Below are 25,786 nucleotides of genomic sequence, written 5' to 3' on the forward strand. Positions count from 1 at the left end.
TATGGCAACCGGTTCCAGCGTGACCATACGACTTATTTCGTTACGAGTTGTTGTACGCGTTTGACCGCGCGGTCAGAATCATTGCCCGATATTGACCGATTTTTTGTTCCTGTTTCGCAGGCGGGCCAGGGCTGGCTGCATGGTATCACGCTCAACAAAACTCATGATGACCAGATACAGCCCAAACAAAGCCATATGCACGGGCACCGCTACCCACAGGTTGGCAATGGGAAACTGCCAGGAGACATAAATCAGCAGTCCCGCACTGAGCAGGTAGCCGACTGCCGAACGGATATGGTAAGGAACGGGGTAGTATTTTTCGCCCAGCACGTAACACAAAACCATCATGACCAGGCTGGATACCGAAAAGGCAACCGCACAACCCATATAGCCAATTCGTGGAATCAGCAGCAGGTTAAGGCCGATGGTTACGCTGGTTCCGATAACGGTGATCAGTGTGCCGTAGCGGGTTTTGTCCGTTAATTTAAACCAGAACGAAATGTTGTAATATACGCCTAGCAATAGATTCCCAAGCAACAGCAGCGGGACAACATTCAGCCCGACCCGGTAGGCTTTCGACCGTAAAAATACCTGACCCAACAGATCGAGGTTCAGGCTGACAGCCAGCCAGATCAGGACACAAACGATGATAAACCACTTTGTGACATTGGCCAGCAGCGTTGGGGCATTCTTATCTTCTGCCTGAGAGAAAAAGAACGGGTCGGCGGCAAATTTAAACGACTGAATGGCCAGGGCCATAAAAACCGATAGTTTCAAACAGTTTCCATAAATGCCCAGCACCGCTTCAGCCGATAAGCCCGGATAAAAGTTGGGTGGCAGCAAATGCCGTAGAAACAGCCGGTCGGTTAACAGATTTAGAACACTGGCCAGATTGGTCAGCATAATGGGAAACGCATAGGCAATCAGAACCCGGCTTTGTTCCCCGTTGAGCTGAAAGCGAAAGCCAGAGAATGCTTTTCGGATGATGATAAAATAAAGGGCGTTGCCCAGCAGATTCGATAGAAACGTGTAGCCCGGTCCAATTTTGGGGTCATAAATAAAATCGGCTACGGGCTGCAGAGCCGTTAAGTATTTGCCCTCATAAACATCTTTCGCAATAATCAGGAAGAATATATTGAGGGCCACCACAATAACGATGTTTATAATCCGGGCGCTCACAAACTCCCGAACCCGATTTTCGACCCGCAGCCGGGCAAACGGAATGGCGACGATGGCATCGATGGCTACCAACAGGGCCGACCACTGCACGAATCGCTCCTGGCCAGGGTAATGAAGCCAATTCGTTATGGGAGTAGCCAGACTATACAGGACAATAGAGGACGTTACGCTGATCAGGACAACGATGCTCAGCGACTGATTGAAGATGCGGTTCTTTTCGGCAGCAGGCTGGTCTTTAGACCGCGCCATAAATCGAAAAAAGGCCGTTTCCAGCCCGAGTGTATAGACAACGAGCAGCACGCCGATATAGCCGTACAGCTCTACGTTCGAGGCCATGGCCGATGGCTTTTGAAAAGCATACGTCTGAATGGGAACCAGCGCGTAATTGAGCAAGCGTGCCAGAATCGTACTGATTCCGTAAAGGGCCGTGTCGCTCGCTAATTTTTTAAACGTACTCATGTAGAGAAGAAATACTTACCCGCCGATTTGGCTTTTGTGCTCCGGGCTGACAAAGTTAAGACCTTTGGCTATCTTTGCACTTCCAGTTGACGCAGTTACGTTACTGTTTCGCCTAACTGGGCAACCCAATAGTCAACAGCCGCAACGCTGTTCCAATCGACCTCATGTCTCTCAAAATCTCCTCCGCGCTGATTTCCGTTTTTTACAAAGACGGTCTCGAACCTTTAGTCCGGCTGTTGAATGAACAGAACGTCAAATTATATTCGACGGGCGGCACCCAGACGTTTATCGAGCAACTCGGCATTCCCGTAACCGCCGTCGAAGACCTTACCGGCTACCCATCTATCTTTGGCGGACGGGTGAAAACCCTGCACCCAGCCGTTATGGGCGGTATTTTGTACCGGCGGGATGTACCCGAAGACCTCGCTCAGGCCGAGCGGCACCAAATTCCGCCCATCGATCTGGTAGTGGTCGATTTGTACCCGTTTGAAGAAACGGTGGCGTCGGGTGCGTCGGACGATGATATTATCGAAAAGATCGATATTGGCGGCATTTCGCTGATTCGGGCGGCTGCCAAAAATTACAACGATGTGCTGATCGTTTCTTCACGCAGCCAGTACACCGACGTGGTGGCGTTGCTGAGTCAGCAAAATGGATCGACCGAACTGAACGACCGTCGGCAGTATGCCGGAAAAGCGTTTGCCGTCACGTCGCAGTACGACACGGCTATCCAGGCTTACTTTGGGGGAAATACCCCATCGTCGGAAGCGACCGGCCCTCTTTATGACTTCAAGGCCCTACCGGCCAACCACCTTCGGTACGGCGAGAACCCGCACCAGCAAGCGACGTTCTACGGCGACCTGGAAGCCATGTTCGAAAAACTGCACGGCAAAGAGCTTTCTTACAATAACCTGGTCGACGTTGACGCCTGTGTAAGCCTGATCGACGAGTTTGCGGATACAGACGCCAGCGCTTTTGCCATTATCAAACACACGAATGCCTGCGGTATTGCCACCGCGCCAACCCCCAAAGAAGCGTATTTGAACGCACTCGCCTGCGATCCGGTGTCGGCTTTTGGTGGCGTGGTGATCACCAACGGCCCCGTTGATCTGGAAACGGCGGAGGAGCTGAACAAGCTCTTTATGGAAATTCTGATTGCGCCCGACTTTGCGCCCGAAGCGTTGACGCTGTTGAAGTCGAAGAAAAACCGGATTCTGCTAAAGCGCAATGCGATAAACCTGCCGACCGTTATGTTCAAAACCATTCTGAACGGGGTGTTGGAGCAGGATAAAGATAACCAAACCGAAGCAACCGATCAGTTTAAAGTCGTTACGGAAAAAGCGCCGACCGACAGCGAAAACCGGGCGCTCGAATTTGCCCTGAAGGTGTGCAAACACACCAAGTCGAACACGATTGTTCTGGCAAGAGAAGCTGGCCCTTCATACAGCCAGCTTTTGGCCAGTGGCGTCGGGCAAACGTCGCGCGTTGATGCCCTGCGTCAGGCCATCGAAAAGGCGCGCTCCTTCGGTTTCGACCTGGCCGGTTCGGTTATGGCTTCGGATGCGTTTTTCCCCTTCCCCGACTGCGTCGAAATAGCAGGGGACGCAGGCATTACCGCCGTTGTTCAACCGGGCGGCTCCATTCGTGATCAGGACTCCATTGATTATTGTAATCAACACGGTCTGGCTATGGTTACGACAGGCGTGCGGCACTTTAAACATTAATTTTTCATCCTGTCGGGCGAGCCAGTCCGACAGGATGAAACCGGCCCTATGCGACTACTGTACACAATCTGGTGCGCGACTTACTTTGTGGTGTTGTATCTGTTTCTGTTCCCGATCCAGTTTGTGTTTTTGCAACGTGACGCCTGGAAACCACTGGCCCATAAGATCAACTACATCTGGGGAACCCTCTTTTTTATTGGGGCGGGCATACCTGTTCGGGTCGAGTATCGATTTAAGCCGGAGCCGAAAGGGGTATATGTTTTTTGCGCCAATCACTTTTCGTACCTGGACATCGCGGCCATGGGTGTCATCGTAAAAAACTATTATGCCTTCGTTGGTAAAAGTGACGTAAAAACTATTCCATTGCTGGGGTATATGTTTGCCAAACTGCACGTACAGGTCGATCGGGACCAACCGAACAGCCGGGCGTATTCACTGGCGAAATCCATCAGGACGCTGGCCTCCGGACGGAGCATCATGATTTTTCCGGAAGGCGGCATTCGCGCTCCCGAACCGCCCCAGATGGTACCCTTTAAAGACGGCGCCTTTACCATGGCCATTCAGCAGCAAGTGCCTCTTGTGCCCGTTACGCTCCTGAATAACTACCAGATTTTGCCGGATAAAAGCCCCATTCGGTTTCACTGGCATCCTTTGCGGGCAGTCATTCATCCGCCCATCGACACAAAAGGCATGACGCAGGACGACGTCGCGCGACTAAGAGAGGAGACATTCAGCATTATAAACACGGAATTGATGCGTGGGAAGAACGTAATGGCCTCCTAATTCATTATCAGACCATTCGCTCATTCACTCACTCGTTCATTCACTCATTGAGTATGAAAGTAGATCAGGAAACATTGCATAAAATTGCCCATCTGTCCCGACTGGAGGTTAAGCCAGAAGAAGAAGCGGCCCTGCTGAACAGCCTGAACGGCGTACTGACCTGGATGGAGCAATTAAACGAGGTCGACACAACGGGCGTCGAGCCCCTGACGCACATGTCGGCTGAAACGAATGTGCTACGCGAGGACGCCGTGACTAATCACCTCGCCCGTGAGCAGGCCCTCTCGAATGCGCCACAGCACGACGACCAGTTTTTTGAGGTACCGAAAGTGCTGGAGTAGGCTACAACAAGGTTTAAGAAACTGACACCACGGACTATCCAATAAACTTACTCCGTCGGTCCAACAAACTTAAGTCCGATAATGCCGATGGTAATCAGGAAAATGAACAGCAATTCACTCCACGACCAGCTAAGCTTAAGCCAAAAGACATCGGTAGCTTTGAGAAATACCAGCGATAGTGCCATCCAGACCGCAAAAGCGGTTGTGGTTGGTATGGTACGCATGGCAATAGCCAGCAGAATGGTATTTACAATACCGAAAAAGACATAGGCAATCCAGGGCAACAGGACGGGCCACCCCACGTCTGGGCGGTAAAAAGTATCCCAGCGAAGGGATTTCAGGGCATCCCACCGCAGGTACTTGAGCGAATACATCCAGGCCGTTTCACAAGCGGCTGCTCCTATCAGATAGATCCAGGAAAGCGCAGTTTGAGTTATCATGGCATCAATCAGCGATCAACGATACACGCAAAGGAACAGGCCGCAGCTACGATAGACAAGTTGCCCAGCCAGGAATACGATTAAGAAATTGTTGCTATTTGCTAGGCTACCACGGGGGTAATAATCTTTCCGGAAACATCGGTCAGTCGGAAAGGACGCCCCTGAAACTGGTAGGTCAGCTTGGTGTGGTCAAAGCCGAGCAGATGAAGAATAGTGGCCTGGAGGTCGTGAATATGCACCTTATCTTTCACCCCATAATACCCGATATCGTCGGTTTCGCCGAACGAAAACCCTTTCTTAACGCCACCGCCCGCCATCCAAACCGTAAACGCTTCGAGGTGATGGTCGCGCCCCATGAAGGGAAGTACCTGCCCGTCGCGGTTTTCCTGCATCGGCGTCCGGCCAAACTCCCCACCCCACACAACGAGCGTGTCATCCAATAATCCGCGTTGTTTCAAATCCTTCAGCAAGGCCGCCACGGCCTGATCTGACTCATTACATTTATTTTTCAGCCCGATCTCAATGGCTCCATCGGCACTGGTCCCGTGTGTATCCCATCCCCAATCGAATAGCTGCACAAACCGGACACCCCGCTCAACCAGCCGACGGGCCAGCAGGCAGTTTCTGGAAAAAGAACCCTTATTCGGATCGACGCCGTAGCTATCGAGAATGTATTGCGGTTCGCTCTTGATGTCCATAGCGTCGGGTACGGACATCTGCATCCGGAACGCCAGTTCGTACTGCGCAATACGGGTCAGGATCTCGGGGTCTTTTACATCGTCGTACTGCTGCTGATTGATCTGGCTGATGGCGTCGATGGTTTGCTTACGCACATCCCGGCTCATGCCTGCCGGGTCCGAAGCATACAGCACCGGGTCGCCATCTGTGCGGCACTGAACCCCCTGATACACCGTGGGTAGAAACCCACTCCCCCAAACGGATTTGCCCGCGTCGGGCTGTTTCCCCCCCGATGCCAGCACGATATAGCCGGGCAGATTGTCATTTTCCGTTCCAAGGCCATAGGTCACCCACGAGCCCATACTCGGCCGACCTAGCCGGGCGCTACCCGTATGCATGAGCAACTGCGCGGGCGCATGGTTGAACTGATCGGTATGCATTGCTTTCAGGAACGAGATATCATCCACGACGCCCTGTAAATGAGGCAAATAGTCAGACACCCATGCCCCGGACTGTCCATGCTGGGCGAACTTTCCCTGTGGTCCCAGCATTTTCGGAACTCCCCGGATAAAGGCAAATTTTTTTCCCTCCAATAACGCCTGTGGGCAGTCTTTACCGTTATATTTTACCAATTCCGGTTTGTAGTCGAATAACTCCAGCTGGCTTGGCGACCCGGCCATATGAATATAAATAATTCGTTTGGCTTTGGGTATATATTGCGACGGGTGGGGCGCCGTGGCTGACCCATCCATCGATTGAGAAGAGCCGACAACATTAGCCTGGGGCTCACGTTTACCCAGAAATCCACAGCTTTCCAGAACCGAGCTCAACGCCATAGCGCCCAGGCCCGTTGAGCAAGTGTGCAGGAAATGACGCCGGGTTTCGCGCTCGGCGGCCGCCTGCTGGAGTTCGTTAAGAAGTTTTTTCATCGTGTTGCCTTCGTAAATACCCCACCCCCGGCCCCTCCCCTTGAAATAAGGGGAGGGGTGAAGAATCGATCTTTAAGTCGTAAAATATACCTTGATTTTACTAATTACAGATTCCATATCTGTTTCAACTTCTTCATTACTAATACGTAAGGTTTTTATTTGCAATTGAGCTAGTGTCGTGTCACGGATTTCATCGTGGACAACAGCTTCACTTGTCTGATGAGAAGTCCCATCAATCTCAATACATAACCGTTCGGCTGGGCAATAGAAGTCAAGTACGTACACGCCTACACTGTGTTGTCTCCGGAATTTTCGCCCCTCTAACTGCCCACTTCGTAACCGCTCCCAAAGCATTGATTCAGTACTTGTTTGTGTCTTTCGCAGTTCTCGACGCAATACTTCCATTATCTTACGATTATGTATCAACTGTCCCATCTTCCTGCCATTTGAATCTTTACAACCAAAGAAAAGTTAGCTGTCACTTTTATAGCCCCTCCCCTTAGTTCAAGGGGAGGGGTTGGGGTGGGGTAAATATAAATACCCGCTCACTCTTTCGTGATCACCTCGTCCAGATTCAGCATCGTGTTGGCCGTTACGGTCAGAGCGGCCCGTTGGGGCGTAACAGCCATACAGTCCAATAGCTTCTCGGCCTCGTCTGGTTTCTGGCGATAATACCGCTCCGTATTTCGATAAAGCCGGGTCAAAATAGCTAACTTTTTCGGCGGCAGGTCGTGCAACATAATTTGCCGAAAGCCCGCCTGTATCTGCCTTTCGGGCGACTTTCCCTGCTTCAGCATGTAGTTGGCCAGATGCTGGGCGGCTTCTACGTAGACGGGATCATTTAATGTGACCAACGCCTGTAACGGGGTATTGGTCCGCAGCCGACGTAATTGACAAAACTCGCGGCTCGGGCTATCAAACGTGACCATCGACGGATAAGGGGCCGTCCGTTTCCAGTAGGTGTACAGAGCACGCCGGTGCAGGTCTTCACCCGTACTTTGTTGCCATGATTCGCCATCGTAGGGCGACTGCCAGATGCCTTCAGGCTGAACAGGCATAACACTCGGCCCATACAGTTTATGGCTTAGCAGGCCACTTACGGCCAGCGCCTGGTCATGAACTGCTTCGGCCGATAATCGGACACGTGGCCCTCTGGCCAGTAATTTATTGAATGGGTCTTTGGCGAGAAGCTCCGGCGTGGCATTCGATCGTTGCCGATAAGTGGCCGACATTACCATCCGTTTCAGCAGCTTCTTAACGCGCCAGTGGTCGGTTTCCATAAATTCGACCGCCAAATAATCCAGCAGTTCGCGGTGCGTTGGCGGACTACCTTGAGTACCCATATCCTCTACCGTTTCGACGATACCGGTACCGAACAACTGCTCCCAGAAGCGATTTACGGCCACGCGAGCCGTCAGCGGATTTTCCCGGCTAACCATCCATTGAGCCAGCCCCAGCCGATTCTTTGGTAGTTCAGGATCCATCGCCGGAAACGATTTAGGAACATCAGGACTCACCTTTTTCCTTTTTACCATCCAGTTGCCCCGTTCAAAAACATACGTCTCCCGGGCTAAATCACCCGACCCGTCGAGCATGATCGGCGTTTGGTCAACGTCGGCGTTGAGCAGAGCGAGTAGTCGTTTGTCCTGCTCGCCGGGATAATCGAGCGGTTGGCCCGGCAGCGCTGGCGTAAAAGCAACCCACTTTATCTGTACCCATTCTTTCGGTTTCTCCGGGCTGTTTAAGGATAGATAAAGGCTATGCCGTCCCTGAACGGGCGGCAACGGAATCATCTGAATGGTATCTTTTCTGGGCCTGGGCGTAGGAATCTGCGCCAGGATAGTACCATCTGGTCTGTCCTGACGCAGCGTGACCGTGGCATGAGTGGCTTTCGTGCCCCACCTGATTAATAAACGCGATCGGCCCGTCAGGGTTATATCTTTGATCCGGCACGAGCCTTTATCCTGAAACCCAAAATATTTGGCATCCAGCAAAGACGCATTGATGTACTGATCGAAGTCGTGTGAGTTCAGTTTAGGTTCAATCGTACGAAGCAGGTGTGTAACCTGGCGAATGCTGTTTTGAGCCTGTTTCGGATTAGTTGCCGCACTGGCAATGTACTGTTGTAGAGCAAGGACCTTAAGCGAGTCGTCATGCTTGTAGAACCGAAGGGTTGGGGTATCGCTCGTTACATCTTCATCGCGCGTGTTGTTGAAGAAAGCGAGGTATTTGTAATATTCTTCGTGCGTAAAGGGATCGTAGGGATGACTGTGGCACTGAATACAGGCAAAGGTTGTGCCCTGAAACACATCCCAGGTAGTATTGACCCGGTCAAGCACAGCCGCCACTCTGAATTCTTCGTCCTGCGTCCCGCCCTCATCGTTCGTCATCGTGTTCCGGTGAAAACCCGTTGCGATGAGTTGCTCGTCAGAGGGCAATCCACCGGCAGGACCCGGCAACAAATCGCCCGCCAGTTGCTCCACCGTAAATTGATCAAATGGCTTATCGGTATTGAAGGCCTTAATTAGCCAGTCACGGTAGCGCCAGATTTTCCGGCCGGGATCACGTTCATACCCTTTGGTATCGGCATAGCGGGCCAGGTCGAGCCACATTCCCGTCCATCGTTCGCCGTATGCGGGCGATTTGAGCAGTCGGTCAACCACGTTTTCATAAGCATTCGATGATTGGTCGGCCATAAAAGTCGCCACCTCCTTTTCGGTTGGGGGTAAACCCGTCAAATCGAGCGATACCCGCCGAATCAACGTAGCCCGGTCGGCTTCGGGTGAGGGTCGTAAAGAGCCTGCCCCTTGCGTTTCATGTAATTTATCCAGAACGAAATGGTCGATGTCATTTCTGGCCCAACTGATTTCGTCATTACCGACCAGGCCTAAGCGGCTCCAGAACGTACCGATCTTCGGTACATCGGGCCGTTGAACGGTCTGGTACGCCCAATGGTCACCCCATTTAGCTCCCTGATCAATCCAGTTACGGAGAAGGTCTATTTCGTCGGGCTTCAAGGCCGGATGGTCGAGCGGCATTCGCTCGTCGGGGTCCGTCAGCGTTAACCGCCGAATCAGTTCGCTTCCATCCGCATCGCCGGGAATAATTGCCAGCTTGCCTGATTTGGCGGGCGCCAGCGCTTCGTGTTTGAAGAGCAGGGAAAATCCTGCGGCTTTCTTTACGCCACCGTGGCAGGCAATGCAGTTTTTGTTCAGCAGGGGTTTTACCTGAGTGTTATAATCCACCCGCTTCTCGAAGAAGCCGAGAAAGGATGAAAGCAGGAAGGCTATTCCAAAGCCAACTGCACCCAAAAGTACCCACCTGGTTTTCATAAAAATACAGATCCGCAGCTACTCGCTACGTCTAAAAGCAGCAAGGCGGGTTTTTGTACTATTAAAAAAACGGCTTGTGGGAATTTTGAGGAAAATCAGGCATAAGCGCTTCGTAATGAAGCGCTAACTACTTAACCCGGACATCTACCAGGGCAGTATCATCTTCGCCATTTGTAACGCCGTTTCCAGGCGCAGAGTCGGGGTCGGGCACACCGGCTGCCACCACCTGAGCCGTGAAAACGCCCCGACCACTAGCGGTGGCCGTAGTCCGAAAACGTAGCGAAATACTACTTCCGGCGGCTAAACTGTTAACACCAGCAACCAGTGCTCCGCCCGATAAACTAAAATCATCACCACCCACAAACGTCTGACCAGTGGGCATATATGCCGCTACACTCAAGCTCGTTGCCGATAAGCCACCCATATTGGTCAGCGTAACCGTATACGTAAGCACATCACCCACACTGGGCGTACGATTGCTTACTGCCATTCTTAGGCTGACATCGGCCTTTGCCGGATCGGGAGTGGGCTGATTGCTACTAACGGTTGGCAAGGGTACCTGATTCGGATTTGGCGATGTAAACACAGCCGTACCATTCTGACGCGTTCGCAGATCCAGTTGAACGGCATCGTCCTGCCCGTCACCAGTTCCGGAATTTGGCTGACTGTCGGGATCAATGGTGATTGCCTGCGCCACTTCAGCTGCGTTCTGATAAATACCCAACTGGGTCGGTATGGCTATAAAACTAAGCTTTTGCGTAGCCCCTGAGGCAATATCGAGAGCAGCACTGGTTAGCACCGTTCCCGATACCGACAGATCGGAGGAGGAAACAAAGGCCAGATTGGCGGGTAAACGATTGCGAACAACTATCCCTTTGGCGGGCCCCGGTCCGGCATTCTGGACGTACAGACTGATGGTGACCGGTGTATTGACGTCAGGGGTTCGCTGATTAATATCCATCGCCAGACTCACATCGGCCTGGCTGGTGATTTGAAACAGGTTGGACGGTACGGCAGGCACGGCAGGCGATGTAGACACTACCCGAATTTGAAAACGGCCCCGTTGAAGATCACTGGGGAGCGTTACCTGAATGGGACTAGCCGACCCACTACCCAAAACGCTTTTATACTGGCCCAGCGAATCCAAAAGTTGCACCTGCCATTGGTTACCCGCGTTGAATGTGCCCACCGTACTAAAGGTTATGGCCAGGGTCGAACCCGGCAAGACATACGCAGCCAGGTTACCCGTTACGGCAAACTGCGTCGGTGTGATGGGCTGGGCATTCTGAAAAAAAGCATTGTTCAGGCTATTATTCCAGTTACGGGCATACCGCGATAGGCCCATATCCACCGGAATGGGCTGGTTATTGAGGTAATATTGAGGGTGGGGCGATGGGCGCGATACATTGCGAAAGTGAACGTCGACATTTCCGGCGTTCCGGTTCTGAATGGTGTCATTATACGGCCCCTGAAACACATTGAACCCTGACGTAGCAATGACATTTTCCTGTTGGGCAACTACCGCTGGTGTTGTCTTTGTTCCATTAAATGACGCCCGAGCGACCATCCAGGGCACATTTTGCCCACCAAAGTCCTGACGGGTCTTTTGTATTACATCTCGGAGCCGGTCGGCGTATGTCGGAATATCGCCACTGGCCACATCCGCTTCTGCTTCGCCCTGCTGCCAGAGGATGGCTCGTACACCGGATACCGAACCGTAATACCGCAGTACGTTTTTCAGGTTGGTGTAGGGTTGCAGATTTTCCCAGTTTCCTGCCGTACAGTAATAGGCGTTACAGGTCGGGATGCCATTGGCCGTTTTCTGCCAGTTATCGATGGTTGACCCGTCCCAACCGGCTACAAAAAAAGCCACCGGTACGTTGTACCGGTTCACAATGTAGTCACCCAGTTCGCCCCATGCCCACGAACTTTCGGCCATCGGGAATACGCGTCGGGTAGCGGTCAATGCCTTAAATCGGGCAACCGGTGAAGGATCGCCGGAAGAAAGCAACGCTGGTGCTGCCGGAGGTTGTGGGTAGTAATGATTGATGGAATCAATGGCGTTGACGCGGTCGGTGTTGGTTCCCAGATCGTTATCACCAATTCCCAACCCGCGCGAGTTCGATTGACCAGCCGTAACGAACACTTCGCCAATGCCAACCGGCTGAACGCTCACCTGCTCCTGCACGACATTGCCGACAATGGTGCGCACGTTGAGAACATACCAGCCACCAGCACCCGTAATGTAGCCCAGAAAAAGATTATTGACCGGGTTTGACTGTACCGTTTGCCAGCCAGTAGCAACACCCTGACCAGCCACTGCGGGGGTTAGTTGAGCCTCCACCCGATCGACAGAGCCCGTGAAACGCCCTGACAAATAAAGTCGTCCATTTCCATCGACCCCGCGCTGCACCACAAGACGCGCCATTGGATGAGAGATCTGAAGCTGTGCAAACGCAAAAACCGGCCAGAAAAGAAAAAGAAAGGCACACGTAACAACTCTTACCATGAACGGTGGCGATAATAACACCGCGAAAATACAGGAAAGTTAGTTACCCTTGTTTGACCAGTGGCCTGACAGCCTTTTTTATATATTAAACGTTATTCTTTTTAACAAAATAGCTACGTTTTGTGCTGTCTGATTTGTTTTTTGTGCTTTTCGTAATGGCTGGTTTGAAAACCAGCCGGGAGATGTTCCTCCAAACATTGCCGGTAACTGCACGTCATCCCATAGGCACTACACATGTAAAAAGGCGGATGTTACCACCCGCCTTTGCGATACATATTAACTAATTTGTCAGACTTTACCGACTAAATACTGGGCCGTAAAGTTGCCATCCGTCAGTTTTATCATCTCCTCGGGTGTACCGGTAAACGTAATATAGCCTCCCGTTTCGCCCCCTTCAGGACCAAGATCGATAATGTGGTCGGCGTTTTTAATGACCTCCATGTTGTGTTCGATGATAATAACCGAATCTCCCTGATCGACGAGGGCGTTGATGGCGGAGAGCAACTTACGAATGTCATGAAAATGCAGGCCAGTGGTCGGTTCGTCGAAAATAAATAAGGTACTGCCTTTGTTTGGGTTGCCCTTACCCAGAAACGATGCCAGCTTTACGCGCTGTGCTTCGCCCCCCGACAGGGTATTCGCCGATTGACCCAGTCCGATATACCCTAAGCCCACATCCTGTAAGGGCTGTAGTTTATCAGCCATTTTATTATCTACTTTCCGAAAGAAGGCAATCGCTTCATCGACTGTCATATCCAGAATATCGGATATGTTTTTGTCCTGCAACGTTACTTCCAGAACTTCCTGTTTGAATCGTTTGCCGCCACACCCCTCGCATTTGAGGTAGATGTCGGCCATAAACTGCATCTCGATTTTCACCTCGCCCTCACCCTGGCATACTTCGCAGCGGCCGCCATCCACATTGAACGAAAAATGGCTTGGTTTATATCCCCGCGATTTGGATACTGGCTGGTCGGCCATTACCTGCCGCAGGTAATCATACGCTTTGATGTACGTAACGGGGTTGGAGCGGCTCGATTTACCAATTGGATTCTGATCGATCATCTCCACGGCCGAAATGCGGTCGAGCGAACCACTCAACCCATCGAATTTACCCGCTTCTTCGGTGCCCTCGCCCCGTTGCCGCATGAGCGCCGGGTACAGTACTTTTCGGATCAGTGTACTCTTGCCCGAACCCGATACACCGGTTACAACCGTCAGCGTATTGAGCGGAAACCGCGCATCCACACCTTTTAGATTGTTTTCACGAGCCCCTTTTAGTTCGATGAAGTTGGTCGCTTTGCGCCGAAACGAAGGTACCGGAACGGTTTCGCGTCCCGTCAGAAAGTCGATCGTATGGGAGGAGCGAGGAGCAACTTTCTGGTCCTCACTCCCCGTGCCCAACTCCTCAATTTCACTCCAAGTCCCCTGAAACACCAGATGGCCGCCCAGCGAACCAGCATCGGGGCCGATGTCGATGAGCTGATCGGCGGCCCGCATCACCTCTTCTTCGTGTTCGACCACAATGACGGTGTTGCCCATATCGCGTAGCGATTCGAGTACACTCACCAGGCGCTGTGTGTCGCGCGGGTGCAGACCAATACTTGGCTCGTCCAGAATATACATGGAGCCGACCAGCGCCGAGCCCAGTGAGGTAGCCAGCTTAATGCGCTGATACTCGCCCCCCGACAAGGTATTGGTCAGGCGATTGAGCGTCAGATAGCCCAGTCCTACCCGCTCCATATAATCCAGTCGGTTACGAATCTCGATCAGAATTCGGTTGGCAACCTTCTGCTGATGTTCAGGTAATTCCAGCTCACGAAAGAAGGCCGTCACCTGCGTGAGTGGCATCAGCACCAGGTCGGTGATGGATTTACCCGCAACCTTTACGTAGCCGGCATCTTTACGCAGACGCGAGCCCCGGCATTCAGGGCAGGTCGTTTTGCCCCGATACCGGGACAACATGACGCGGTACTGGACCTTGAAGGTCTGGCTCTCCACAAAGTCGAAGAAGGCATTGATCCCTTCGAAATATTTGTTACCCGTCCAAAGCAGCTCCTGCTCGGCAGGGCTCAGATCTTTATAAGGCCGATGAATCGGGAAGTCGAATCGAATGCCATTTTTGAGCAGCGGTTTCAGAAACTCTTCGCTCATTTTTTCACTACGCCAGGGCGCAATGGCTCCTTCAAATACAGACAGATTTTTGTCGGGAATGACTAGGTCGGGGTCGATACCCAGTACTTTCCCGAATCCATCACACCGGCGACAGGCACCATATGGGTTATTAAACGTAAACAGGTTTACGCTCGGCTCCTCGAACACAATGCCATCCAGCTCGAATTTGTCGGAGAAAATCCGTGATTCTTTGCCAACGACATCGACCCGACAGGTACCGTCACCCTCACTGAAGGCCGTTTGCACTGAGTCGGAGAAACGATACTGATTATCTTCGTCGGGGTTACCGTTGTCATCGTAGAGCACCGTGCCCCGGTCTACTAAAATTTCGAGTGCAGTATAGGGTTCCGGCAGGCTCGCTTCGTCGCCGGTCAATACGTCTTCAATCTGTAGTATCTGCCGACCCGTCGGACCGCCATCGGCCACAATACGCGTATAGCCCTTTTGAAGCAGGATGTTTAGCTCGTAGGCCAGCGTTTTATCGTCCCGGACACGAAGGGGAGCCATCACCATTACGCGCTGTGGAGTGCCATCCGGCCCGGCTTCGAATTGGTACATAAAATTCACGACATCCGTCACCGTGTCTTTCCGTACCTCGTAGCCCGAGATTGGGGAATACGTTATACCCGCCCGGCCGAAAAGCAGTTTCAGGTAATCGTAGATTTCGGTCGATGTACCAACCGTTGAGCGGGGGTTGCGGGTCGATACTTTCTGCTCAATAGCAATAGCGGGCGACACACCCTTAATGTACTCGACCTCAGGCTTTTCCATGCGCCCTAAAAACTGGCGGGCATAGCTGCTCAGGCTTTCTACATACATGCGCTGGCCCTCAGCAAACAAGGTATCAAAAGCCAGCGACGATTTGCCAGAACCCGACAGGCCGGTCAGGACAACTAACTTGTTACGGGGTATGGCAACGTCAATTCCTTTCAGATTGTGTACTTTCGCCCCTTTGATAATAATGAACTGTTTGGGGTCGAGGTAATCAACGGAACGCTGTGATCCGGCGGTCCGGCGTTCGGTCTCCGTGGTTTGAGTCATTCTTAGTTAATGAGGGTAAACTCTATCTAGATTTTAACGGTTTATTTCGGGATATGGTTTCTCTTAAACCTTATTGGTTTTTGAAACTAACGGGGTTTTGCAACGGGATCAGCTAAATACCCGTATTAGCTAACATACGAGATGAATTTTGCGCAGGAAGACCTTATCCGGTTAGGCGTTTCGCTGGTTATTGGCGGACTGATCGGGGCCGAACGCGAATATCATGGCAAATCGGCCGGGTTACGAACCATGATCATGATTTGCGTTGGGTCGGCTCTGTTTACCATGATATCGGGCCGTGTCGGCGGCACCGGCGACCGGATTGCGGCCAATATTGTAAATGGCATCGGTTTCCTGGGGGCCGGCATTATCTTTCGCGAAAATAACCGGGTAAAGGGCTTAACGACAGCCGCTACCGTATGGGCCGTCTCGGCGTTGGGCATGTGTGTTGGAGCAGGCCATTACGATATTGCCCTGGTTGGTTTCGTCTTTATTCTCGGATCATTACTTTTGCTGGTCAACCTGGCGAACGGAATTCATAAATTGAACCAAACCCGTGATTACAAGATTGTAACAGCATTTCATAACAAGACGTTGAAACAGTACGAAGAGCTTTTCGAGGAATTTGGCTTAAAATCGACCCGGAATCAGCAACAGCGTATCGGCACGGAGATCATAGGCAATTGGCGGGTTAGTGGGTCCGAGCAAAACCATGAAAAGTGCATTAAACGGTTGCTGACAGACCCCGAGGTAAAAGAATTCACCTTCTGATTTCGTTACTGTATAAGCGTTATTTCCTGAATAAAATACCATGAATTATCTCCAGAAATTACTGTTTATCACACTTTTATTAAGTAGTAGCCTTGCTTTCGGTCAACTTACCGAAGACCCGGATGACCGAAAGGATCAGGGCAAGGACCCCCTGCGTACGCAAACGCCGGAAGGGCGACCGTTGCCTTTTGGCCAGCGGCTTCGGTTTGGTGGTGGCATCAATGGTTTCCGGTTCGGCAATCCGTTCAGTTTAGGTGTTTCGCCAGTTATTGCCTACCAGGCCACTGAGCGAATGATTATCGGGATTGGCGGCACTTACACCTATACGCGTTACAAAGGCTATACGAATACGGGCACTACCGTACCTGTTCAGACGTATAATCAATATGGTGGGCGCGGCTTTGTGATGTACGAATTCATTCCATCCATTTTGCCAAATCTATATTTACATGGTGAGCTGGAAAATAGTACAATTGCCGTTAAATATGACCAGACCGGTCAAACAGCGAGCGCCAGCCTGACGTCTCCTCTGGTTGGCGTAACCTATTCACAACCCATTTCCCGGCGGTTCGGGGTCAACCTGACGGCTTTGTATAACCTGAATTATAACGACAATTCGGGGCTGGCTCGCACTATCTACGGTAGTCCGTTCGTGCTTCGGCTTTCTTTCTTTTAAGGTTGATGTGACTCGTCAAACAAAAAGGCGTTTCCGATCTGGAAACGCCTTTTTGTTTGACGAGTAGTGGCTTATTTTACTTTATCCCAGATCAGATCGGCGATTCGCTGCATACCGGCATCATTTGGGTGGGTGGCTACACCTGGATTGCTGTACTGGCCGGCAAAATACTGACTCTGGCCAACCAGGCAGGATAGGTCAACCAACGCATGGCCCTTTTCAGTCGTTACCTTTCGGATAATCGCATCGGCTTGTGGTTTCTCCCAAACGCTGGTCGTGCAGACAACTCTTACCGGCCGACCGTAGTTGCTCAAACCGTCCAGCAGTTGGCGTAACTGCGTCTCAAACCCTCGTTTCAGCACTTGCGAATCATCAATATTCTCACCGAGCCGTATAACAATCAAATCGGGCTGAACCTGTTGCAAGGATTCGTTAAACTCATCGAAACGGTACGACGCCGTTCCAAACTCGCGTTCGAAGTTCCCCCCTGATTGCAGGGTAACGGTCATAGCGGGATAGAATGTCCGCAAACGGCTTGTCAGCAAATGGACAAAATCCTTTTCGGGTGCCGAAGCGGCCATCCCATTGTTATTAAACCAGCCCAGATCGGGTGCTGGTGCGTGGCTCATGATGCTGTTCCCAATCACCAGCATCCGTTCAAAATAAAGGTTATACACGGCCGACGACCGGATAAGCGACACCTTACTTCCGGAGCGAATTCGGCTCAACACCGTCCCGCCCGTATTCAATGTAAATTGTTTACCCGTTTCCCAGCTTGTGCCCTTGTCTAACGAGTATTCAATAACGGCCCCTGGGGGCAATGTATCCGCCGTTAGTCGAACCGGGGTATTGATATGGAACGTTCCGCCATCTGGCACGAAAAGTGGAGCGGGTACCTTCAGAGTATCGATCTGAGGAGTGGACGCTGGCAGGCTGGTAGTAGACGAAACAGGTGTTGTCGTCGTAGTGCTACTGCCTGGCGATGTAGTACAGGAACAGGCCGTTGTCGATGACCCGCTAGAAGTTGTAGGAGGAACCTCCTTATTCCCTACTACTGCCGGATAATCCTTCGTACATCCGATTACAAGGAGCAAAATGGCAAACGTGTAGCCAAGTTCCTTTACCCTGTCTACACCCTGTTTAACCAAAAACCAGCGCGAACTACCCATCTATCTAATTGCCTGTATTTAGCGTAGCCGGTAAAGTATGAAAAAAACTCACTTCCGCCACCACAATTAATTTTTCACCACTAATTCAATAGAGCAATGTGGCCCAAAACTCCCTAAAGCAGTCATAAGTATAGTAAGCACATTAGTCAGGTTGTTACCCAGCCAGGTTAATACATATAGCCTATTAGTATGTTAACACCTACTTTGTGTAAAGTAAAATACATATTTTTGTACCCACGCCTATAAAATGAACCATTATGCTGTTTAGCTCAGCAATCTTTCTCTTTCTATTTTTACCTTTTTTTCTATTCAGTTACTACTTATTGCCGAAACGCTGGCACAATGCCTTTCTGTTTGCTGCCAGCCTGTGGTTTTATGCCTGGGGTGAAGGCCCCGTAGTACTGGTCCTACTTTTATCAGCCCTGATCAATTACATGGCGGGACGGCTGATCGAACAAGGACGTCGTCGGGCAGGCCTGTGGCTTTCGTTAGCGGGTAGTTTATCGCTTCTTTTCTATTACAAATACGCCAACTTTTTTGTCGATTCAGTCCGCAGTCTTGCCGGTGCCTTTTCCTTTCCGGTGCCGGATAGTCTGGCACTGACCCATATAGCCTTGCCTATCGGCATTAGTTTTTACACCTTTCAGGGTATTTCCTACACCCTGGATATTTACTGGGGCCGTATTCGGGCCAATCGCAGCTTTCTGGATTATGGCACTTATGTGGCCATGTTCCCGCACCAGATAGCAGGCCCTATTGTCCGCTACGCCGATATCGCTCCCGAGCTGGCCGAACGAACAACGACCATCGAAAAATTTGGCAGCGGTGCCGAGCGGTTCATTCTGGGTCTAGCCAAGAAAGTTCTTCTGGCTAATACCTTTGCCAGTTTGGCCGATACAATCTTCAACGCTCCAATTGATTCTTACCCCACCGCAACGGCCTGGCTGGGTATTGTAGCCTACTCGCTGCAGATTTACTTCGACTTTTCGGGCTATTCGGACATGGCCATCGGGTTAGGTAAAATGGTTGGATTCGATTTTAAAGAAAATTTCAATTATCCCTACATCGCCCGCTCCATTCAGGACTTCTGGCGCCGGTGGCATATTTCGCTGTCCAGTTGGTTCCGCGATTATGTTTATATACCGTTGGGCGGAAATCGGGGCAGCAAATTACGGACGTATCGAAACCTGCTGATTGTCTTTTTTGTCACAGGATTATGGCACGGAGCGAGCTGGAACTTCATTATCTGGGGGCTTTATCATGGGTTGTTCCTGCTCCTGGAAAGAGCCGGACTGAGCAAACGCCTGGAGCGCATCTGGGCCCCCATTGCACACGCTTATACGCTGATCGTTGTCCTGATTGGCTGGGTCTTCTTCCGCATCGAAACCCTCCCCGAAGCGATTCATTTTCTCCAGAAAATGGTTGGGCTGGGTGCTCAGCCGGTATCGGCAGTGGCCTACCCACCCGCCTATTTCCTGACCGCTGAACTCGTTGTGTCTCTCCTGCTGGGGTTTATGCTGGCCACCCCAATCTACCCTTCTTTTCAACGGATTTGGGACCGTACGCTGGCTCGTCTGGTTCCCGTCCGTCTTCTTCTCAACTCGGTATACGTTGTTGGTCTGTTCAGCCTGTTTGTGTTAGCAGTTATGTATTTAGCGGCCGACACCTACAATCCGTTTATCTATTTTCGATTTTAGGCACAAAACTTTTCGCTATAAGAGACTTTTATCCAGAACGTAATGGTAACGCAACCGCCCGTACGGGATACTATTCGATCGCTTCCTTCCTGGACGCGCCCTACGAAACGACCGCCCTTTAAAGATACTCTGCTGGGCTTTGGCTTCGTATTGTTGTTAATTTTGCCAACGCTGGATCAGTGGCTAGGCTTATCTGTAAATTTTAAGAGTCCGGAGAAGCGGATCCTGTCTACCTTTCCAGAAGCCAGATTTCCCCATGTTCTCACCTTTGTCAAACAATTTAATACCTATTATAAAGAAAACTTTGGCTGGCGGAACGCCTTGTTTTATCAATATAGCCAGTGGAAATACAAGGTTCTGAAATCGTCTCCCCTACCCGACAAGGTAGTGACCGGCAATAACCATTGGTTTTATCCGGGCAATAGTATGGGCCATGTTGCTGACCAGCACCGGGGTCTGTACGAGTTACACCCAGATACGTTAGCTTCCATAGCGCGCCATTTGAGTAACTTCCAGCGTCAGTTTAGCGCACAGGGAGCCATGTTATACTTATTGATTGCCCCGGACTCGTATTCGATTTATCCCGAGAACTTATCCAATTACTTGCCGATCAACACACATGTATCTAATTTTGACCGGTTCAAAGACTACATGCGTCAACACACGACCATTCCGGTAGTCGACGTGCGTCAGGCATTAATCGCGGCCAAAGCTGACCGGGTTACTTACTGTCAGACGGATACACACTGGAATGAATACGGTTCGCTGATTGCCACGTTAACTATGGTAAACCAATTGCGGAAAGATTTTCCAAAATTACCCGTAGCTCGGTTAGCAGACTATACCATCTCTACGGTACCGGGAGTTGGGGGCGATCTGGTGACGATGCTGGCTCTGAACCGTGAACTTGTTGACTCAATAGCATATAAAATTAAACCAGCCAAGTTTCTGCTTGCTCAAAATACTGAAGTAATTGACAACCTTGAAAAAGGATTGCCGTCTCAACGATTTGTTACTACCTCAAGCCAGTTGCCCAAGTTGTTGCTCATTGGCGACTCCTTTAGCTTTTCAATGAATCAGTCGCTACCGGGCTATTTTCGGGAGTCGTATCTGGTCCGCGATCATACGTGCGACATGAAACTGGTAAAAAAAGAGCATCCTGACATTGTCATCTTCGAGATTGTAGAGCGAAACATTGGTTTTCTAGGCCATTTGTAGGCCTTAAAAACAACATGAATACTAGCCGCGCTCGCATAGTCGCTATTCTTTTTGCCCTTGTCCTTTTCCTGCCAACCCTTGATCAGGTATTGGGGCTGTCATCGCGATTCAGCAGCACCGAAAATCGGCAACTGAAGGGTATGCCTCCGTTAAATTTTCCGCATGTCCGCAGCTTCGTCAAACAATTCGACCGCTATTATAAAGAAAACTTTGGCTGGCGAAATGCCTTATTTTATGTCTATAGCCGCTGGAAATTCAACATTCTGAAAGAATCACCCCTGCCCGAAAAGGTAGTGGTTGGCAAAGAAGGCTGGTTGTATCTGGGAAATAGCTATAATAAAGTTATCGACCAGCATAGGGGGCTGCAACCGCTCTCGGCTGATTCAGCACGACGAATTGCGAGTCACCTGATCCAGCGACAACAGGAATTAGCTCAGCAAGGCATCAGGCTGTATATTTTTGTGGCCCCGGATTCGCACACGATCTACCCCGAATTCCTGCCCGACCATCTGCAACCAAGCGACAAACCTTCCCGTCTGGATGTACTCAAACAGGCGATTGCTCAAACGAACCTTCACTTCGTCGACATCAGAGACACGCTCCGGGCCGCCAAACGTGACCACGTTGTTTATTATCAGACCGATACACACTGGAATGAATATGGTACGCTCATTGGCTGTGCCAGCCTGCTGAATCATATCCGGCACGATCAGCCAGCCATTCCCCCCATCCGTCTGGCCGATTATCACATTGAGCGTCAGAAGGGGGGCGCGGGCGACCTAACAACGATGCTGACACTACAGAACGAGCAGAAAGATCCGATCTATTACTACATCAAACCAGCGCCCGAGCGCCTTGGTCATCAAACGGCGCTTATTCCTAACGAGGCTATTGGGTACCCGTCTACGCGATTTACCGGGTCTGGCTCGGGCCGGCTGTTCTTCGTTGGTGATTCATTCAGCCATGGCATGATGAACTACTTACCCGGCTATTTTCGGGAGTCGTATTTTATGCGAGGCAGCAAGTTAGACCCCGCTCTGGTAAAGGCCGAGCGACCGACTATCGTTGTTATTGAAGTAGTTGAACGGAATATTTACCAATTAGCTACTTTTTGATTACTCAAGCCAACGTTTCCCTTTCCGCATCCTCTTCAGAATTGATTTTCAGTAAATCGTTTCTGAAACCATACAGGACAAACGTCAACGAGTCGTCTAGTAACTGACAACAGGTATTTTCCTATCAGTTACTAGACGACTCGTTGACGTTTGCAGTTTTTGGCGCTCGCTTAACTTGGTAGCTCGGCGATAACGGTAACGCCCCCTTTCGTGACATCACCAATATTCACCTTGATCTCAGCGTCCAGCGGCAGGAACACATCTACCCGTGAGCCAAATTTTATAAATCCGAATTCTTCTCCCTGCTTTACCGGCTGTCCCTCTTTTACATACCAGATGATGCGACGAGCCACCGCCCCGGCAATTTGCCGAAACAATATACTAGTCCCATTGGCAGCCTCAACAACAACCGTTGTTCGCTCGTTTTCGGTACTCGATTTAGGATGCCAGGCTACCAGGTACTTGCCCGGAAAATACTTGAAATACCGGACCGTACCTGTGATCGGGTTGCGATTGACGTGTACGTTAAGCGGTGACATGAAAATAGACACCTGCCGCCGGCGATCCTTAAAGTACTCACCTTCAGTAGTTTCCTCGATAACGACAACTTTGCCATCGGCCGGAGCTACCACCTGCGTGTCGCCGGTAGTCAGTAATCGGTTGGGAATACGAAAGAACTGTACGATCAGAACAAACAGAATCAGACTTATTATCGCTAATAAGAGAATCGCTGTTGAGTTATCGGAAAACAAATAAAAATACGCGAACAGATTAAGAGCCAGCAAGACTAGCCCCGTTGTCAGCATAATGGTGAAACCTTCGCGGTGTAAGCGCATAATTAAGTTATGTGGTATATACTCGGGATCGCCCGTGCGATATGATGTATTAGCAATGCATCACGTACGGGCAAAATTAGCCATCATACCGTACACATCATACATTTTATGTAAATCAGTAACCGCCCCGGTATTTGTACGTGCTGGCGACTTTGTCAATGGCAACAATATAAGCCGCCAAGCGCATGGGCACTTTATACCGTTGCGACGTATCGAATACACGATCGAAAGCATCTTTCATGACTCGGTCGGCCCGCCGATTTACCCGATCGAGCGTCCATTTATAACCGATACGGTTTTGTACCCACTCAAAGTACGATACCGTAACGCCACCGGCGTTGGCCAGAATATCGGGCACGACCAGAATACCTTTGCTGTTGATGATCTCATCAGCGCTGGCAGAGGTTGGGCCATTAGCGCCTTCCACAATCATTTTAGCCTGGATTGAGGCCGCATTATCTTCCGTAATGACATCTTCTTTTGCGGCCGGCACGAGCACATCGACAGCCAGAGAAAGCAGTTCTTCATTCGAAATCTTTTCCGCTCCTGCAAATCCTTCCAGTGTGCCTTTGTTTGCGTTCCGATAAGTGACCGCAGCGGTGATGTCAATACCATTCTGGTTGTAATAGCCGCCCGAAATATCACTCACCGCCACTACAGTGACACCCCGTTCGTGAAGTAGTTCCGCAGCAAATGAACCGACGTTACCAAATCCCTGCACAGCCGCCGTTGTCCGGTACGGATTCATCCGCAGTTTGTCCATCGCAGCCAGAGCCGCTACGGTAACGCCCCGACCAGTGGCTTCCGTTCGCCCGAGCGATCCGCCCAACACCAACGGCTTACCCGTTACAACGTTGTTGACCGTCATACCCTTGGCTTTCGAGTACTCATCAACGATCCAGGCCATTTCGCGCGGCCCTGTTCCCATATCGGGTGCCGGAATGTCGCGGTCGGGCCCGATCACATCGAGCATTGCTACTGTATATTGGCGAATAAGTCGTTCGATCTCACCGGCCGACATCTCCCGTGGGTTACAGGCGATTCCTCCTTTCGCACCACCATACGGAATATCGACCACTGCACACTTCCAGGTCATCCAGGCGGCTAACGCGCGAACTTCGTCGAGGTGCACGGCAGGGTCAAGCCGAATACCACCCTTAGCGGGGCCCAGGATGTTAGAGTGAATTACGCGGTAGCCTTCAAAAACTTTAATGGCTCCACTGTCCATTGTAACAGGTAGCCCGACGATGACCTGCCGAGCCGGCACTTTTAGGATGTCATACATTTCATCCGAAATACCCAGCAGTTTGGCTGCGGCATCGAAACGTGACATCATTGACTCAAGTGGATTCTCTTTGTCTTTTATTGGAGCTGGTTCAATATATCCCATGTCTTTACTTTTACTTCTTTCTTGAAAACAAATTTGGTCGTGAAGTGTCTTGCAAACTTAACAAATGAAAAGCCATATTGTGAAAGGCCTATTTTTTCTAAGATTAATGTAATGTTAACAAACCATATAATCATTCATAAATTATTTTTCTTACCATACAGTTTCGCATTCGATGCACTATAAACCGTAGATTAATTCGCTAAACTGAAAAATGTCAATTTAGTGAAATTTCAAAAAAAACAGTCTCAAAAGAAATTGTTCATTGAAATAATGAGGACAAAGCATTAATTTTGTGCCCAGATAAGGTACACACCATTTAATGTAGTACTTGATATGCTTCAGGAAGAGAAAAAACGTTATTCAGAAGAGGATCTGAAGGAGTTCGAAAAGCTGATTGGTCAGAAACTCGATGATACGCGTAGTGAGCTGAACTACATAAAAGAATCGCTTAGCAAACGCAACGATAGCGGCACCGATAATACATCAGGTAATTCGAAATTGCTGGAAGATGGTGCTGATACCAGTGAGCGCGAAAACTTGAGTCAGCTAGCTGCCCGGCTTCAAAAATTCATTCAGCAGTTGGATGCAGCCATGGTACGTATCAAAAATGGAACGTACGGCGTCTGCAAGGACACGGGCAAACTGATCCCCAAAGAGCGACTTCGGGCTGTTCCGCATACGCAACAGACAATTGAAGCCAAATTGCGGCAGTCCAAATAACGTTTACTGCGTTTGATGGCTAGTCGTAATTGATTTCGTGTTCTCTTTATGCTCTTTTAAAAACGGCTCCGGCACATAGTATGTGCCGGAGCCGTTTTATTTTCCTCAATTTTTAAAACAAAATGAGCGTATTTTGGTAAATACGGCATAAAGAAATTTAATTATCCGAAATCATGTTCGAACGCCTGGAAGAAATTCGGGAAAATATATTCCGTTATTTGGAAGCCCGCATCGAGCTATTTACACTGGAGAGCCGGGGCAAACTTGAAGAAGGTGTGGTCGTAGCCGTTCATAGTATCGTGCTGGCCCTTCTGGGAACCATGACCCTTATCTTCTTATTCAGCCTGTTAGCGGCTTACCTGAACGAAGTAACAAATAGCAAGTACCTTGGCTTTTTGATTGTCGCAGGTTTTTTCCTGCTATTGACGGTTATTTGGCTGGCGGCAAAAGATTTCTTTAAGTCAAAAATTAGGGTAGCCGCTTATAGTGCCCTGAAAAAAAGTCAGGAGAAAAAACTGGAAGAAAAATCAGAAGCTGTTGAAGAGCTGATGGCCCAAACGCGCTCGTCGATGAGTGACAGTGGAACAGCTCGTTAATGCAAAGT

Annotated in this window: 20 protein-coding genes; 10 read left to right on the forward strand and 10 right to left on the reverse strand. The window is 50.4% G+C overall.

All coding sequences use genetic code 11. From position 1 onward, the window contains the following. Window positions 1–78: 78 nt before the first annotated feature. Entirely contained in the window at window positions 79–1,638 is a 1,560-nt protein-coding gene (locus tag ACYU8Y_RS06330) for a polysaccharide biosynthesis protein (RefSeq protein ID WP_460935338.1), read from the reverse strand. Between the two features lie 164 nt (window positions 1,639–1,802). On the opposite strand from ACYU8Y_RS06330, the gene purH reads away from it, so the two are divergent. The 3 genes from purH to gatC are packed head-to-tail and all read left to right on the forward strand — an operon-like array spanning window position 1,803 to window position 4,486. Beyond that, window positions 1,803–3,362, forward strand: a complete 1,560-nt coding sequence (gene purH / locus ACYU8Y_RS06335) for a bifunctional phosphoribosylaminoimidazolecarboxamide formyltransferase/IMP cyclohydrolase (protein WP_460935340.1) — start codon at window positions 1,803–1,805, stop codon at window positions 3,360–3,362. A 48-nt stretch (window positions 3,363–3,410) separates the two neighbouring features. After that, entirely contained in the window at window positions 3,411–4,145 is a 735-nt protein-coding gene (locus ACYU8Y_RS06340) for a lysophospholipid acyltransferase family protein (protein ID WP_460935342.1), read from the forward strand. Window positions 4,146–4,198: 53 nt separating this feature from the next. Next, a complete protein-coding gene (gatC, locus tag ACYU8Y_RS06345; RefSeq protein ID WP_460935344.1) occupies window positions 4,199–4,486 on the forward strand; it encodes an Asp-tRNA(Asn)/Glu-tRNA(Gln) amidotransferase subunit GatC in 288 nt (95 codons plus the stop codon). 47 nt (window positions 4,487–4,533) lie between these two features. On the opposite strand, the gene ACYU8Y_RS06350 is transcribed toward gatC, so the two are convergent. The 6 genes from ACYU8Y_RS06350 to uvrA all read right to left on the reverse strand — a co-directional run bounded on the left by ACYU8Y_RS06350 (window position 4,534) and on the right by uvrA (window position 15,590). Continuing rightward, the gene (locus ACYU8Y_RS06350; RefSeq protein ID WP_460935346.1) at window positions 4,534–4,926 is read right to left on the reverse strand and encodes a DMT family transporter; all 393 of its coding nucleotides are present in this window, start codon (window positions 4,924–4,926) and stop codon (window positions 4,534–4,536) included. 101 nt (window positions 4,927–5,027) lie between these two features. Further along, window positions 5,028–6,533: a DUF1501 domain-containing protein gene (locus ACYU8Y_RS06355; protein ID WP_460935348.1), complete on the reverse strand. Its 1,506-nt coding sequence runs from the start codon at window positions 6,531–6,533 to the stop codon at window positions 5,028–5,030. Window positions 6,534–6,605: 72 nt separating this feature from the next. After that, window positions 6,606–6,968, reverse strand: coding sequence for an endonuclease domain-containing protein (locus ACYU8Y_RS06360; protein WP_460935350.1), 363 nt, complete (start codon window positions 6,966–6,968; stop codon window positions 6,606–6,608). 110 nt (window positions 6,969–7,078) lie between these two features. After that, window positions 7,079–9,865 (reverse strand): DUF1553 domain-containing protein, encoded by a 2,787-nt coding sequence (locus tag ACYU8Y_RS06365; protein WP_460935352.1) that lies wholly within the window; start codon window positions 9,863–9,865, stop codon window positions 7,079–7,081. A 127-nt stretch (window positions 9,866–9,992) separates the two neighbouring features. Beyond that, window positions 9,993–12,293, reverse strand: a complete 2,301-nt coding sequence (locus ACYU8Y_RS06370) for a DUF11 domain-containing protein (protein ID WP_460935354.1) — start codon at window positions 12,291–12,293, stop codon at window positions 9,993–9,995. 369 nt (window positions 12,294–12,662) lie between these two features. Further along, entirely contained in the window at window positions 12,663–15,590 is a 2,928-nt protein-coding gene (gene uvrA / locus ACYU8Y_RS06375) for an excinuclease ABC subunit UvrA (protein WP_460935356.1), read from the reverse strand. 141 nt (window positions 15,591–15,731) lie between these two features. On the opposite strand from uvrA, the gene ACYU8Y_RS06380 reads away from it, so the two are divergent. Continuing rightward, window positions 15,732–16,361 carry an MgtC/SapB family protein gene (locus ACYU8Y_RS06380; RefSeq protein ID WP_460935358.1) on the forward strand — a complete coding sequence of 210 codons (630 nt, stop codon included), beginning with the start codon at window positions 15,732–15,734 and terminating at the stop codon, window positions 16,359–16,361. Window positions 16,362–16,401: 40 nt separating this feature from the next. Continuing rightward, entirely contained in the window at window positions 16,402–17,037 is a 636-nt protein-coding gene (locus tag ACYU8Y_RS06385) for a hypothetical protein (RefSeq protein ID WP_460935360.1), read from the forward strand. A 71-nt stretch (window positions 17,038–17,108) separates the two neighbouring features. On the opposite strand, the gene ACYU8Y_RS06390 is transcribed toward ACYU8Y_RS06385, so the two are convergent. Further along, on the reverse strand, window positions 17,109–18,206 hold the full coding sequence (locus ACYU8Y_RS06390; RefSeq protein WP_460935362.1) for an SGNH/GDSL hydrolase family protein: 1,098 nt from the start codon (window positions 18,204–18,206) through the stop codon (window positions 17,109–17,111). 257 nt (window positions 18,207–18,463) lie between these two features. Here ACYU8Y_RS06390 and ACYU8Y_RS06395 point away from each other — a divergent pair, with 257 nt between their 5' ends. From ACYU8Y_RS06395 to ACYU8Y_RS06405, 3 genes are read left to right on the forward strand one after another with little or no spacing between them, the layout of a single operon-like run. Continuing rightward, window positions 18,464–19,903 (forward strand): MBOAT family O-acyltransferase, encoded by a 1,440-nt coding sequence (locus ACYU8Y_RS06395; protein WP_460935364.1) that lies wholly within the window; start codon window positions 18,464–18,466, stop codon window positions 19,901–19,903. A 42-nt stretch (window positions 19,904–19,945) separates the two neighbouring features. Further along, a complete protein-coding gene (locus tag ACYU8Y_RS06400) occupies window positions 19,946–21,121 on the forward strand; it encodes an alginate O-acetyltransferase AlgX-related protein (RefSeq protein ID WP_460935365.1) in 1,176 nt (391 codons plus the stop codon). A gap of 14 nt (window positions 21,122–21,135) precedes the next feature. Beyond that, complete coding sequence (locus ACYU8Y_RS06405; RefSeq protein ID WP_460935367.1) at window positions 21,136–22,236, forward strand: alginate O-acetyltransferase AlgX-related protein; 1,101 nt, start codon at window positions 21,136–21,138, stop codon at window positions 22,234–22,236. 170 nt (window positions 22,237–22,406) lie between these two features. Here ACYU8Y_RS06405 and ACYU8Y_RS06410 read toward each other — a convergent pair whose 3' ends face one another. Beyond that, complete coding sequence (locus tag ACYU8Y_RS06410; RefSeq protein WP_460935369.1) at window positions 22,407–23,072, reverse strand: phosphatidylserine decarboxylase family protein; 666 nt, start codon at window positions 23,070–23,072, stop codon at window positions 22,407–22,409. Between the two features lie 115 nt (window positions 23,073–23,187). Next, window positions 23,188–24,462, reverse strand: coding sequence for a Glu/Leu/Phe/Val family dehydrogenase (locus ACYU8Y_RS06415; protein ID WP_460935371.1), 1,275 nt, complete (start codon window positions 24,460–24,462; stop codon window positions 23,188–23,190). 333 nt (window positions 24,463–24,795) lie between these two features. On the opposite strand from ACYU8Y_RS06415, the gene ACYU8Y_RS06420 reads away from it, so the two are divergent. Further along, window positions 24,796–25,182, forward strand: coding sequence for a TraR/DksA family transcriptional regulator (locus ACYU8Y_RS06420; RefSeq protein WP_046578528.1), 387 nt, complete (start codon window positions 24,796–24,798; stop codon window positions 25,180–25,182). 173 nt (window positions 25,183–25,355) lie between these two features. Continuing rightward, window positions 25,356–25,778, forward strand: coding sequence for a phage holin family protein (locus ACYU8Y_RS06425; protein WP_460935373.1), 423 nt, complete (start codon window positions 25,356–25,358; stop codon window positions 25,776–25,778). Window positions 25,779–25,786 lie beyond the last annotated feature (8 nt).

The sequence above is a fragment of the Spirosoma humi genome (assembly GCF_054776575.1).